1 protein-coding gene is annotated in these 16,607 nt (G+C 37.1%); it reads right to left on the bottom strand.

Features of this window, described 5'->3' with window-relative positions; all coding sequences use genetic code 11:
- Positions 1-89: 89 nt before the first annotated feature.
- On the bottom strand, positions 90-16,538 hold the full coding sequence (locus QO182_RS03305) for a beta strand repeat-containing protein (protein WP_371559914.1): 16,449 nt from the start codon (positions 16,536-16,538) through the stop codon (positions 90-92).
- Between the last annotated feature and the right edge of the window lie 69 nt (positions 16,539-16,607).

Here is a 16,607-nt window from a genome sequence, read left to right on the forward strand (position 1 = left end):
AATAATTCACTTTTGCAAAGTACTATTTAAAAAAATCAAATAATTTACTAAGCTTCTTACTTCTCCCCTTCAATTTCCTATTAATAATTTTAATAAACCAAAACTTTACGACTTATAGATTTCCCACTGCTACTAGCTAAAACAATATAGACCTCGTTTTTTGGACTGATTGTAAAACGGTGAATCATTTTACCCGATACTTTTTTATCAACAAGCAACCTCCCCAGCATATCATATATTTTAATATTTGTTTGATCTGCTATAGCAGTTAAGTCAACATTTATTTCACTTCCATCATAAAAAATAACAGCAGCTAAATTTACTTCTTCCTTAGTTATAGGCGTAAAGTGAAGCACAAAACGATCTGTAGCATCTTTAATTGCTCCTTTGAATTGGTATGTTGCATTTACATTTAAATCAGTAATCGTCTTTGTCTTTTTATCTTCCAGAAATAGAACATCATAAGACGCACTTTCGCTACCAATACTCAAAGTATAATCCCCATCCTTTCCTGCTTTAAAGCGCAATGGAACTTGAGAATTTTCGTCTGTATCCGTTAAGTATCGAACGGTTAAATCAGTATTAGCATCATTTAAGTAAGCTGAAGGTGCAGATTCATTTCGACTAAAAAGTTTTAAAGCTCCTACCTCATTTGTTGGGTAACCAAACTGCATAAAAACCTCATCATATCCCAGACCTTCATTTGAAGCAATTCTAACTTTTAAGTTATTGTTAATACTCTTACCATTTTTTATTTTTAACCAGTTACTTGCACCGTTATTAACTCGTACCGCATTTGATGTACCAATATTTCCGCTAGTTGCGGCTCTTACAAAATAACCTTGAGTTGGAGGAATATATTGTGTTACCCCATTAGTTGCTATAGAACTAGAAGAATTACAAACCCCGTAATTATTTGACGCCGGATTCCATATCCACATATCATAACCTCCACCACTTACAACTAAATCAGTACGCAACCATCCTGTTCCTGATTTCCAATCAATTGAAGAAGGATATGGATTACCAATTAAATTAAAGCCTCTAACAACTGCATCAGCGCTAGAACTGGTATTTGTAATTGGAAAACTAACATTTCCATTATTCAACAATCCAACAAATTCTTTAGTTGGATTAAGTGCTTGTGTAGAATACAAATAACCTCTTCCTGCAACAAAGTTCGAAGAAGAGTGAATAGATGGCCACGTGGGCGCAACGGTAGTGTTTAATTGATAAGTCCAACAAGGAGTTGGTTCATTCCATATATACAAATCATATCCTGTACCATTTCCATAAGTACCAGAAGGAACCCAAGGTGAACCTGCTATCACTTGATTAGAAACTGGCGCGGATAGAAAATGCCAATCTTCTTTTGCACCACTAACATAGCGTTGTACTGTTGCCGCAACGTTATTTGTATTGTGAATTACTGAGGCTGTTCCAGAAGCATTTGATTTTAAAACAAGCCCACTAGTTCCACCATTATTAGTAATAGATCCCGTAACAGTTAATATATTATCAGCATCAATAATCATTTTTTTACCACTATTAATCAATAAAGTTCCAGATACATTTACTTGTGCTGCGCTTGTTACTGTTACTCCTACTCCATTGTTTATGGTAAAATTTGTATAATTACCGGCTACAGCACTTTGTGCAGCATCGACATTATAAACAACAGTTCCTCCCCAGTTTTTACCCGAAGGAAAAGGTGTTGCACTTTGTGCAGCAGGAACAGCCGTGAGTAAAGTTCCTGTGTTTGTAATCGAATTGCTAACAGAAAGTATATTACTGTTCATATTGAGCATTCCTGAATTGGCAAAATTACCATTAAGATTCAAGTCTCTTGTTGTAGAAACTGTTCCTCCCATATTAGAAATTGTAAGATTCTCTAATGATAATGGATTTGAAGTACCTTCAATACTTTGTGCCGTTATTCCATTTAGCTCTAATGTACCACCCGCTGAAGCTACGAAAGTACCGTTACTACTAAAATTACCACCTACTTTAAGAATATTTGTTCCAGCATTCAGAACTGAGCCCGTGGCAATAGACAAATTCCCCCCCACATTGAGCAGGTTTTTTGTTGTCGCACTTGCCGTTCCAGAAATAGAAAAATTCCCCAAAACACTCATGCTTGTACTAGGCATTGTCTTTATATTTGACCCACTAATACTCAAATTATAATACCCTGAAATTGTCCCATTCGGATTTATCACATTTTGAGCTGTACCGTTATAATTAAAAGTATTAGAAAATGTCATTGCGTCTAGAATACCATTATTTGTAAATGCTCCAGCAATACCTATACTGCTACTAACTTGTGGCGTCAAACTAGCTCCACTAGCTACAGTTATATTATAGAAATTAGTACTACCGCTTATCTTTTGACTCAAATCACTAAAAATAATTGTACTCGTACTTGCATTAAATGTACCACCGCTATTTTGCCATACTACATCGCCATTATTGTTTTTAAAGGAAAGTTGAGATCCAGCAATAGCATTTAAAACTCCCCCATTTTGAATAATCAATTGACGTGCTTCTGCTACAGCTGGCAAAAGAGGGCTTTGTGGTGTACTACTAACATTTGGAATTGTCAATTTTGAAAACTTAGAAGGATAACTAATTGGTGTCCAGTTGGAATTTGTATTCCAATCAGTAGATTGAGAACCATTCCATGTAAGATTTGGATAACTACTATTAGACAACGAAAATTGGTTTTGACCAAATGCTGTTGCAAACAAACCAACACCAAGTGTTTTTATTGTTGCTACATTACTATTAGTATTACTAACTGAAATTCCCCGTTCGTATACCGTTGCAGATGGAAGACCTGTAGCGTTAAAGAATACGATTTCATCTTCATTAATTCCGTTTAATTCTGATTCAAGATAACTAACCTGTACATCAATAAAATTGCCAGTTCCGCCAGTTCGAATAATATCATAGACTCTATTAATAGCCGTTGATTTCCATGAAGGTGCAGAACCAATGGTTGTTTTAATACTAACATCGGTTGGCTTCGTACCATCAGCGCTAAAAGATAGTTTTGCGTTAGCATTCCCAAAAGTATACGCTTGGTTGGTTACAAAAACATGTGCTCTTTTAACAATACCTGTCACATCGCCAACACCAGATGTAACCGCCGAGGCAGTTAAGGAAAGTGTATTAGATCCCATATCTAAACTTCCTAATAAATCTGTTGGATTATTACTTTGTAAATCTAGAATACCATTAACAATTAAATTTTTGGCGCTAGTAACACCATTATTATTTAATAAAACTAGATTATTAAAATCTGTTGAACCTGCTGTACCACTAATAGTTTGAACGGAAGACGAACCGTTCATCACAATAGTACTTCCTGTGGTAGTAAATGTTCCTTTATGAACTAAATTACCCCCCAAAGTATGCGTATTAGCACCTGAATTAAAAATTGCAGTGACACCAATAGTCAAATTACCTGCGATATCAATATTATTTGACGTGGTAACGCTTGCAGTTCCATCTACAATCAAATCCCCTAAAATAGACATATCTACTGCAGGCATCGTTTTTACACCACTTCCGCTTAGAATCAATGTAGAATATCGATTGGTTGATGCATACGGAATTACAACATTTTGCGCCGAGCCGTTGTACATTACTGTGGTTAGATTTCCATCCCAAGCTGTACGCCAAACACCCACATTATTCATAACACCTCCTATTTTCATAGTACTACCAGTCTGCATTAATAAATTTGCGGCAGCATCAATAGTGACATTATAAAAACTAGTGGTTCCTGAAATATCTGCAGTTTCGCTCATAAAAGAAACAGTACTTGTACTCGGATTAAAAACACCGACCTCATTTGCCCATACATTAGACCCCCCGAAAAGTGTCATTTGAGCATTTACAATAGAATTCAAAATACTTCCATTTTTCAAATTCAAAGATTTTATTGCGGTTACAGGAGGTACTATTGGAGCCTTTGGAGTGGACGAAGCATCTGGAATAATAATGTTCACAAAATCGGATGGTGCTCCATTTGGCGTCCAGTTTTTGACTGTATTCCATGATGTACTTACTGTACCATTCCAAGTTAGCGTATCAATTTCATTGTTATTAAACCCAACTTCTAAACTTCCAAAAGCAGAAGGAAATAAAGTCATATCAACACCGGAAAGGCTAATCCAGTTATCCGTAGTATTTGCACTACTACGACCTTGCTCGGATAATGTACTTGAACTATTTTTATACGTAAAGAGCACTAATTTACTCTCGTCATTTCCATTAATTTCAGAATCCAAATAAGCGAATTTTACCGCTGCTGAAGTCGGACTTGTTGTGTTGGCTCCACTTTGAATGATTTCATAAATTCGTTTAACACCACTTGCTTTCCAATTAGGTGAAGTTCCAATCGACAATTTGACACTAATTGAGGAAGGTAAAGTTCCTGTGTTTTCAAAGATAATTGTTGAATTACTATTATTAAAAGTATACGTTTTATTTGCTACTATGCTTGAGCGACTAACGATTCCAGTGACATCACCTTGACCACTTACTGTAGCATCTGAACCTAATGTAATAATTTTTACACCGGTATCCATCCCTCCAGTGCTATCAGAAGGGTTGGGGCTTGCCACGTTTAAGGAACTGCTAATATTTAAATCACTTTGTGTAATTACACCAAATAAATTATTAACAATTATACTAGGAATACTATTGCTTACAAAAGCATTCTCTGGAATCGTTTGAGAGTCATCACCCTCAAATACAACAGTTGATCCAGCAGTTGTTGCATCTATTTGACCTCCATTTGATAGATAAAGACCTCCCTGTAAGTTTAATTGTTTTCCGTTAATTATAAATTTATAGGAGGACTGTGTATTTACAATATTGCCAACAACTCTATTTTGGTCAAGCACACAATCTCGCACCGGTACTGCGGCAAAAACGATTGAAGCTTCATCTAGAGGCACTGAACCAGCAGACCAGTTTCCTGAAGTAGCAAAGTCAGTACTAATTGTACCAAACCAACGATTAGAATTAAACTCCCAAGCTCCAATATTTGGAGGTACTGCACGAGCAGTTTGGGCGTAATCTAGTATTATTCCAGTCCCAGTAGCGCCTTCAGTTGATTCTCGTACTTTGTAGTCGGTTGCTAGCGTACCTCCTGCATTGGAAAAATTTGGATTTACTTTTGTTCCATTTGCTCCTAGTCCAGAAACAATGGGTGTTGCATTAGAATTTGTACCATTATAAGAACCCAACATTCCTCCAGCACCTGACGCCCAATAAATATTATAATCAAGTGCCAGTCCCGTCGAAACACCGTAATTCAAGAACATTGCATAATGTAAATTTACACCGCTGCTAGTGGATCTGAAATTCGAAAAAATATTATTTTTCAAATCACGAGTACCTGCTCCAGCTGCTTCATAAAAAGCATATGATTTGTTCGTAATTCCACTACTTAATGTGCCACTAAGATAAATGGAATTAAAATAGATTTTAGTATTATTTCCACTGCCACCATTGCTGTAAAACCCATACAAAGTAGTAGCCGTATTTCCGCCTAAACTAATAATATTATTAGCGTAAGTGGTTACACCGTTTATAATTTGAATACCATAAATAGTAGCATTTACAGAGCTACCATGCACCGATAAACTACGGATGAAATTTCTGTTTACCAAATTATCAACAGTACTACCTGAAAATCTAATTCCTGATATGAATCCCGTGAAACTGCTATTTGTATTGGACAGATTGTATATCACTGTTTCAGTAACCGTATTTGTCGCAGCAGTTCCGCTCATTTCAACTCCACTTACAGAAGCTACTGAAGTACCTAAGGAAGCGCTAGATAAATTATAAATATTGTTTTTCACAAGTGTAGAGGAACCTGCCGCTGCATAAATTCCTGATGTTCTTGAATCCTGACTCCCTGTATACCCATTTTGGAGATTGGCTATTGTATTATATGTAGTAGCATTTGAACCTGAGGATTCATTAAATATCCCAATCAAATTTTGCCCTGCAGTAGAAGTCGAAGCAGCAGAAGTCGCAGAAATACTATTAGTTGTTGTTGTACTTCCAATGACATTGTAACTTACTGTCATCGCACCTGCTATTCCCGATTTTTTATAAATCCCCGTGAAACTATGAGAGACATTAGTACTATTACCAATAACTAAAATTGATCCTATCGTGTTTTTAGACACAGCTATATCTCCTTCACTACCTATATAAATCCCATAGGATTGAGCGTTAGCAGCGCTCGTTACAGAAATAGAACCAACCCCTGTTGTTGCCCCTATACCATTTGCCGTTGTGGTCCCTATATTTACAGCCCCAGAATTAACCTCAATGGCTCTCCAAGGGGCACTGCTTGTAGTATTATAACTAAAATTTCGAATGGTATTATTTTGAATACTACTAACTGTTGTAGTGCCTACATTTAAATAAATCCCTTTAAAACTATGATTAGTACTCGCATTAACTGTCCAGGCATCCCCCGCACTTAAAGCTGCTTTACCACCAATATAATTATTTGAAACAGTGAAATTATTTCCAGCTGCATTGTTTATCGAGATGGCCGTATAAACTAAAGGCCCAGCTAAAGGCACAAAACTGGTTGTCTCGTAAAGACTATTGGTTGAGATTGTCCAAACAGTTGAATTAGCCCCTAAATAAATACCGTTTGAAGATGTACTACTATTGATAAAATCATAAATAGCATTGTTACTTATTGTATTCGAACTATTATCACTTGCTGCCGACCCAAGGGAGTAAACAGCATTTACCGGTCGATTTCCATTCACACTGCTAACTGCGCAATTATCAATCAAGTTATTGTCGTTACCATTACCTGCAGTAGATGTAGAAAATTTAATTACTCCATCGGTTGCACTGCCAGATGACCCATTAACATTTATATATTTCAGCGTGTTAAATTCTGCTGAGTTCCTAAAATTTATGGTCGATGTTCCGGCATTGGTTGATGGACTATTATTTATGATACTCATGCTTCGGGTGGAGCCAGTTTGATTTACCCTTCCATCTATTGTAACGTTGTCTGCACCATTCAAATCGATAAGGGGAGATCCCTCAATACTTCCCGAAACAGATAATCCGGTTTTTGTCGGATACATTTTCAAACTAGTCCATGCTCCCTGATTTAATGTTGCGGTTGAACTTTCATTGGTATTACCAATCAAGGTTACTACAATGTTTTTTCCTATTTGGTCGTTCGCATTAATAGCCGCAAATGCTAGTGATAGCTTTGCATAGCTACCATCACTTAGAGCATTAGAATTTGAAACAATTACATAGGGTAATTTTCCATCAAACTCATCAGCTCCTATATCGGGTGCATTTCCTGCACCATTGGTTTGAACGGCAAAACCTGTGTTCCCTGCTCTTACTTCATTATCAAAATCGGTTGTTATTCCTGCAATAGCTACTGCACCACTTTCGATAAAAGTAATATTTGAATTGTCAATTTTAAGAAAATCAGCACTAGAGCCAACTGTACTTATAAAATTTGGAATCTCAGAAATTGTAGCCGCATCACGTGGAGTACTAATAGTTTTATAGGCCGATATTGAAGTATAGGAATTGGTCCCATCATACATTAAGTTGGCGGCATAAAATAAATTATTGTTGGACGTAGACGCATAATTGTGAAGTGTATTTGCCGCTGAACGTCGATAAGCCGCGGTTTTACCCGTCCCGTTTGAAGTCGAAACATTGACAATAATATTGTTTCGCAGGTTTAAAGAACCAGTACTAGAAGTAGCACTTGCTGCATGATAAACTCCCGAGGAACCGAAAAGTGCACCACTAGAAGTTGCATTTAAATAAATAGTATTGAAATACACATTAGAAACAGAACGAAGTCCTGCATTTACAATACTAATACCGTTTACTGGATTGGTTACATTGGCAGCCGTAGCTTTAATATCTCCAATTCTATTATTATAAATAACATTGGTTAAATCGTTAATACTGCCCGAAACTAAAATCCCATTGACTGACCCAGTGATAGTGATTCCAGAACTTGAAGATGAGATAGCATAAATTTTATTCCTATATATGTTGTTGATAGCCCCACCAGTCACTGCTATACCACTAGCACTTCCTGTAGTGATATTATTAGCTTGTAAATTGTAAATGGTGTTTCCAAACACATTTTTAGTCGTACTCGAAGTAATTGCAATTCCGTTGACGATAGTGGCACCAGTCCCCGACGAGATCAATCTGTTAATTGTATTCGAAAAAATATTGTCGTTCCCAGTAGCAGTAGTAATTCCGTAAATAATCCCTGCACTAGTGATTGTATTAATAGCATTATTTGCAATAGTATTATTGGTTCCTACTGTATTAATATTCATTGCGGTTATTTTTCCAGTTTCTGCATTCCAATTACTAAATGTATTTCCCTGAATTGTTTTAGAACCATTTCCAGCATCAGTATTTAACCAACCCGCTATGGTAGCAGTCCCACTTACGGTAATATTCGAAAAGTTATTGTTATTGTTGTTGATTACACTTCCTATTGCCGAAGTTGCAGTTGAACTGCTAAACAAAGTCAATTCACCACTCGCCGAAGCACTGTTACGAACAAAAGTTCCAACGATGGAATTACTGTTAACATCCTGATTTCCTGTAGCGGGAACTGTCACGTTATTACTAATAAAAGTGATAGCACCCGTAGTATTTACATTCAAATTGGTCAAGGTATTACTACTAATATTCTGTGATAGAGTAACCGCTGCGTTACTGATATAGGTTTGAGGCTGAGCACTTGTTATTGCTGATGTTATACCTCTAAAATCATTGGATTGAATGCTCAATGCACAACTGGCAGCAGCATTGGTAACATTTATCCCTATCAAGTTACTTGTATTTGCAACAGTATAAGTTATTAATCCACCACTAGCATTTCCTAATTGATTACTATTAATATTTAACGCAGTAGTAACTGCTCCTGTACTTGAAATTCCAATAAAAGTTCCTGTAGTTGTTGTTCGGCTATGACTTCTAATAACATTACTGTTAATGTTTGCCGTACCAACAGCTGCAGAATTGACGATTCCTGTAAATGCACCCGTACTGTTATTGGCGCCACTTAGTATAGTATTACCCGTAATATTTATTGTTCCACTTAGTCCAACATTCGAAATCCCTGCATAAACCGAAGCTCCAGTACCAAATAAGGTTGCGTTTTGTACCGTATTATTGGTTATTGATATGCTTCCCGTAGCCGCATTGTAAATTCCATTAAAGGAACATACAACCGTTGTTACACCATTTACACCTATTACTATAGAATTGGTAGCACTACTTCCTATTGTATTATCTGCTATGGTGAAATTCCCTACCCCAGAAGTATTAATACCATTAAAGGTATGTTTTGCAGTCGCATTTCCAGAAGTGCTTATCCCATAAACAGTATTTCCCTGTATGTTTATTGTTCCTGTAGATGCAGTTGAAATACCGTAAAACATGTACCCTCCAGTACCAGTTGTACCACCTGAAACTGAAAGTGAATACACATTATTTGCCGTAATATTTGCTGCAGTTGCTGCTGTAACATTTATCCCTACTAATGGTGTAATAGTTGAAGTAGCAGCATTCGACAAACTTGTAGAAAGAGAGAATACTGTATTACCATTGATGTTGGTAACTGGTGAAATATTAGCACTTGCTATCCCCAATACAATTCCTCCTGTTCCACTAGAAACTAATGTATTGATAGCATTACCACCTACAGTAACCGTACTAGCAGTTCCAGCTGCTCCTATGTTTAGACCTGTAATGGCTCCTTGTCCCGAAATAGTAGAAATGGTATTATTGGACACCGAGGAGGCACCTCCAAATCCATTGATGGTCATTCCAATAATGGCAGATGTTCCACCAGTCCAATTGACAAAGGTATTCCCTGTAATAGTTTGAGTGGCGTTACCGGCACCAGTAATATTCCAACCTGTTAAAACTGTAGCTCCAGTAATTGTAATGTTTGAAAAGTTATTACCAGTATGATTTATAACGGCACCAGCTATAGAAACTGCAGCGCTAGTAAAAAGAGTAACAGTTCCTCCAGCTCCAGATTTAGTAAACGCAGTTACAATACTGTTATTGTTTACATTCTGAGTACCACTTGAAAGAACAACCACACTGTTACTGATAAATATAATATTCCCTTTTGTACCAGCATTAAGGTTGGTAAAAGTATTTCCACTAATGTTTTGTGACAAGGTGGCGGCCGAATTAATTATATAAGTATGTGCATTTGTTCCCACTACAGATTGATTGATACCTCTAATGTCATTATTTTGAATAGAGACTTCACAACTAGCGGTTCCAGCTGAATTACTTATTCCTAAAAAAGCGGCTGAATTTGCGGCCGAATAGGTAATTAAGTCTCCTGATGCATTTCCTAACTGGTTTCCGTTAATAGCAATAGACGTAAAAACTGCACCAGTATTCGAAATACCCGTAAATGCACCAGTCAAGGCAGTTTTACTAAGGTTTCGAATTATATTGTTATTTAAATTAATTGCGGAAACTACTGCAGAATTGGTAATTCCCACAAAAACACCAGTCCCTGTATTTGAACATGAAATTATTTTATTGGTATTAATGTCAACTGTTCCTGAACCACCAGTATTAATAACACCATATAAAACAGAGGCAACTGTTCCATAAACGCTACAATTTTGAATTGTATTCGCTGTTAATGAAATGGCACCAGTCGCTGTATTGTATATTCCACGCATTGTACAAATTGCGGTAGTCGAACTACTACCAATACTAATAGAGTTGGTCGTACTTGTGCTTCCTATTGTATTATTTGAAACTGAAAAATTCCCACCAGAACCTAAAAAAGTATAAACCCCATTAAAGGTATAACCAATAGCATCTGCTGCAGCATTTGTGCTAATAGCCCCAATGGTATTATTACTGATAACCACTGTACCAAGAGAAGTAGCGAATATACCGTTGATTAATCCTAAGGATACTGTTGATGAAATTTGAATAGCATCATTCCCAGTGCTCGAACCAATAGTGTTCCCAGCTGTAGTTCCTACATTGACACTTCCAGTCAAGACCGAAATTCCTGTAAAAATTCCTGATCCTGATGTTGTAGCATTTAAGGTTGAAAATGAGATTCCGTTGATGTTATTCCCTTGAATAGAGGAAACAGGAGTTAAAGCGGCAGATAATTCTATCCCTACAAACCGGTTTGCAAAATTCCCGTCATAAGTAGTAATTCCGGTAGCATTTGCAGCAGCATAACCAATAGTATTTGTACTAATAGTATACCCACCACCACTTGCCGTAATAATATTGATGGCACGATGAATGTTAAATGGAGTAGCAACACTTGCTGTAGCAGTCCTTGTTCCTGTTTGGAAAAATTTATTTCCTGAAATAGTCCAAGCCGAACTGTTCGAAGCCACATTAATCCCATTCGAGGCTCCGATAGGGTTGTAGTAATCTTGTATACTGTTATTGGTAATCGACACTCCACTATTATCAATAAACAAGGAACTACCTCCAGAGTAAATTGCATTAAAAGGCAAGTTCGCACCTGCGGATTTAATGACACACCCTGTAATTATATTGTCATCGTTTCCTGTAGTTGTTCCCGTAGAAAAGAAAATAGTCGCTGTCGAAATCAAGGTAGAAGAACCTTCAACAGTACAGTTACGAATGATATTGTTGGTCGCGTCGTTTATAAATCGGATGGTACTTGTTCCTGCTGTAGCTGCCGTACTAGTATTTGAAATTATTAAGGAATTACCACCCGTATTTAAACCATCAATAATAACATTATCGGCCCCGTTGAAGTTGAGTAAAGGAGCGGCAACACTACCCGATATAGTTCTAGCCACCCCACCACTTGGCGAAATGGTTAAGGTGTAATTGTCGCTACAACCATAAGTCAATTCATTTAAGCTATTTGTTCCTGGCTCTGTAAGGTCACTGATAATATTGGCTGTAATATTTGTGGATAGTCCTTTTGTATTCAGATCTGCAAATAATCCTAATGGACCTGTCAAGCTCGTATAAGTTCCACCAGTTCCAACTGTAACAGTCGTACTTAATCCTGATTGTATAGCATAGCTATTAATAGTTCCGCCAATAGGGAAAGCAGTTGTTGTTAAAGCAACACTGGCAGGAGTTGCAGCAAAAGTACCCGAGTTAATTCCAACAAGAGGAGTAGCAAGTACATCTTGGGCAACTATAAAATATTGAATCGTAGTTCCGGTACTAGCTCCACCTATCAATGAATAATCCATCGTAAAACTAAATGGGCTAGTTGTATTACTAGCTTCTACAAACTTCCAGCCAGTAAGCGAGGGGGCATCGGTCGATTTCTTATAATAAATACGTGGTTTTGCTGTAGTAGTATTAACTCCAGTTCCATCAATAATAGTTGCGGTAATAGTACGCCCCGTGGTACAACTATTGTTGCTAAGAATAGTATACGAAATAGCAGGTGCGCTTTGATCATCTGACAATCCGCTAAACTCATCGGCTCCCATATCAGGAGCTGTTCCCACGCCGCTATAGCCTGTATTCCCTTGTCGAATATCACCATCAAAGTCATTGGTATAACCAGAAATATTCGTTCCTCCACTTTCTATTTGAGATTTAGTAGCTCCATTAACATGAAGGTAAGTAGCATTTGCTCCTACAGTGCTAAAAAACACAGGGACTTCAGAAATCGAAGCGGCATCACGTGGAGAAACTATTGTTTTAAAAGCCGCTAATGTGGTATAAGCGGTACCATTATTCATGAGATTCGCACCTAGGAATAAATTGTTATTCGAAGTAGAAGCATAATTTTGCAAATTTGCTGACCTACGAAATGCAACTGCCAATCCAGATCCAGTCGAGTTATTATAAATAATGTTATTTCGCAAATCTAGTTTTGCTGTTGTTGATACCGCACTACCTGTATGGTAAACCCCCGATGTACCTGATGTAGTGGATCCATCCAAATATACGGTATTATAATACACATTAATATTAGAAAATGTACCTGTAGAAATCACACCAATTCCCCTCACAATATCAGTTCCAGTAGCTGTAATTGTAAAATTACCTATTAAGTTATTATAAATATTAACGGTTAATGCGGATGTTGCACCTGACACCAAGATACCGTTTACAGTTCCTGTATTAAGAGAGCTGCTTGTTTGTAAATTGTATGTTTTATTTCGATAAATATTTTTTGTAGTACCTGCTGTAACAGCAATACCGGTTACTACTGTTGCCGCTGTTCCGGTTGAAATAAGGGTATGAATACTATTTGAATATATGTTATCATTACCAGCTCCCGTAGTGATTCCTGTTACCGCACCCCCAGCACTTAATGTGTTAATTTTATTATCGGAAACAGCATTAGTCGTTCCTGTAATATTCACGTTAAGTGCCGTAAATGCCCCTGTTGGAGAATTTAAGCCTGTCCATTTACTAAAGGTGTTATTTTGAATATTCTTAGTCCCACTTCCAGCATCTGTATTCACCCAACCCAAAATAGAAGCAGAACCGCTTACCGTAATATTCGAAAAATTATTATTGTTATTATTGGTCACACTTCCCGAAACGGAACTAGCCAAACTGGTAAACAAAGTAAGCGTACCGTTGGCAGAATTGCTATTACGGACAAAATTCCCAACTATTGCATTGTTATTAACATCTTGATTACCTGCACTTGACAACACAACACTATTACTTATAAAGATGATGGCACCCGTGGTATTTACATCAAGATTGGTGAAGGTATTGTTGCTAATGTTTTGAGACAGGGTTGCTGCTGCGTTAATAATATAAGTTTGGGCTTGTACACTAGTGGATGTAGAAGTTATACCTCTGATATCATTCGAAAGAATACTAAGTACACAATTGGCATTTGCATTAGTCACATTTATTCCAGTCAAAGATCCTGTATTAGCCGCGGTGTAGTTAATTAATCCTCCATCGGTGTTTCCTAACTGATTTTCGTTAATATTTAATTCCGCTGTAATAGCACCTGTACTTGAAATAGCAGTAAAAGCTCCTGCTCCTGCAAATGTTCGCAAATGGCTTCTTATAATATTATTATTGATATTGGCTGTTGCAACAGCTGCAGAACTAATAATACCTGTAAATGCACCTGAACCGTTATTCGTTCCACTAAGGATTTTATTACCTGTAACGGTTAGAGTTCCACTTCCATTACTATTGGTAACACCAGAAAAAACAGCAGCGCCAGAACTATTAAGCGTTGCATTTTGAACTGTGTTGTCAATAATTGTAATAGTTCCTGTAGCGGAATTATTAATTCCATTAAAGGTACATACTCCCGTAGTAAAACCGCTGGTACCAAGCGATATTGAATTGGCGGTAGCGTCACCAATGGTATTGCTATCAACAGTGATACTACCTCCTGCACCTGATGTTAAAATACCATTAAAAGTATAACCCGAAACGGTCAAGCCTGCCGTTGAAACGCCATAAATAGTATTACTCTCTATAGTAATCGAATTTACAGTAGCAGCCGAAATACCATTGATAATGGGAATTGTTGTTCCCGAAGCCGACAATGAATAAATAGTATTGTTTGTAATATTTGTAGACGTAGCAGCCGTGACTAATACCCCATGAACCGAAGCAGTGGCAATACTTAATGACGAGGCAAGTCCATTAATAGTATTAAAATCGATATTGACAACTGGTGAAATATTAGCACTAGACAATCCTGTAACCAATCCTCCTGTTCCAGAAGAAGTTAATGTATTAATTGTATTTGTAGCAACCGTAAGCTGCGTAGCTGTTCCTGCTGCTCCAATAACCAAACCTGTAATTGCCGCTTGTCCCGATATAGTTGAAATAGTATTATTTGAAACGAAAGAGGTTCCTCCAAATCCATTGATACTCATAACAGTAATTGCGGCCGTACCACCAGTCCAATTGCTAAAAGTATTTCCGGTGATAGTTTGGGTTGCATTTCCGGCACCGGTACTACTCCAACCGGCTATTATTGTATTTAGTGTCACCGTGATGTTAGAGAAATCATTATTCAATTGATTAACAATTGAACCCGCAGAATGTGTTCCTGCACTGGTAAACAAAGTAACTGTACTTGCAGTTGCTGATCCACCTTTTGCAAAGGTTCCAACTATTATATTATCACTAACATTTTGTGTACCCGTCGAAGATAGCGCCACATTGTTACTAATAAAAATTACACTCCCCGTGGTATTCACATTCAGGTTAGTAAAAGTATTACCACTGATGTTTTGTGATAAGGTAGCAAATGAGTTGATTATATAGGTATGTGCATTGGTCCCTATAACAGTATGTGTTATCCCTCTTATATCATTATTTTGAATTGAAAGATCACAATTGGTAGTTCCACTCGTATTGCTTATCCCCAACAGAGCAACGGAATTGGCTGCTGAATAGGTAATTAATCCACCTGAATCATTCCCCAACTGGTTTCCATTAATAGAAATAGAAGAAAGTACAGCTCCCGTATTCGACAAGGCTGTAAAAGTACCTGATGCAGCCGATTTAAATAAATTTCGAACTATATTATTATTTAAATTCAATACCGAAACAGCTGCAGAATTTGTCATCCCTACAAAAATACCAGTTCCACTATTAGAACATGAAATCACACTATTATTTGTAAAATCAAGTATTCCAGAACCCGCACTATTAAGAATACCATTTAATGCTGATGCAGCTGTTCCATACACGGTACAATTTTGAATGGTATTGCCAGTTAGCGATATGACTCCCGTTGCCGCATTAAATATTCCACGTAATATACAAACAGCTGTAGTAGGCGAACTGTCACCAATACTGATAGAATTGGTTGTGCTAGTGCTACCTACATTATTATTAGAAATGGCAAAATTCCCAAGAGTACCCACTGTATAGATTCCATTAAATGTATAGCCAATCGTAGCTGCCCCACTTGTACTGAACCCACCAATTTTATTATTGCTAATAACCACCGTACCGACCGAACTAGCATAAATTCCGTTAATTAATCCTAAGGAAGCGGTAGATGAAACCTGAATAGCATCATTTCCGGTTGTGGAACCAATGGTGTTTCCAGTTGTGGAACCAATATTTACAGTACCAGCCAAAACAGAAATTCCTGAAAAAATTCCTGCTGCTGTAGTAGTTCCTATTGTTGTCGAAAAATTGATATTACTAATCGTATTTCCTTGTACATCTGAAGTCCCCGTTGTTCCAACAGTCATTTCAATTCCTCTATACGAAGTACTCGAACCTGAATAAGTCGTACTTCCTGAACTAGACGAATTAGCATATCCTATAACATTATTATTTACGGCATAATTTATTCCCGAAGCGGTAAAAATATTTATAGCTCGGTGTGTTAATGATGCAGCAGTTGAAGTTCGTGTTGCTGTTTGATAAAATCTATTATTTATTATTGTCCAAGCTGAGGAGTTGGACCCGATAAAAATACCATTCGATGAAGCAGTAGCATTAAAGTAATTAAAAATAGGTACCATCTCATAAAGTGTGTAAGTTAAAAAGTTATTCTGAAAATTTGAGCTAACTCAAAAGCTCAAAAATTTTCG

The sequence above is a fragment of the Flavobacterium sp. Arc2 genome (assembly GCF_041431385.1).
GTDB lineage: Bacteria > Bacteroidota > Bacteroidia > Flavobacteriales > Flavobacteriaceae > Flavobacterium.

Bases quoted from the DNA above. Each gene is read 5' to 3' on its own strand.
- QO182_RS03305 (WP_371559914.1), bottom strand. From the start codon at position 16,538: ATGGTACCTATTTTTAATTACTTTAATGCTACTGCTTCATCGAATGGT.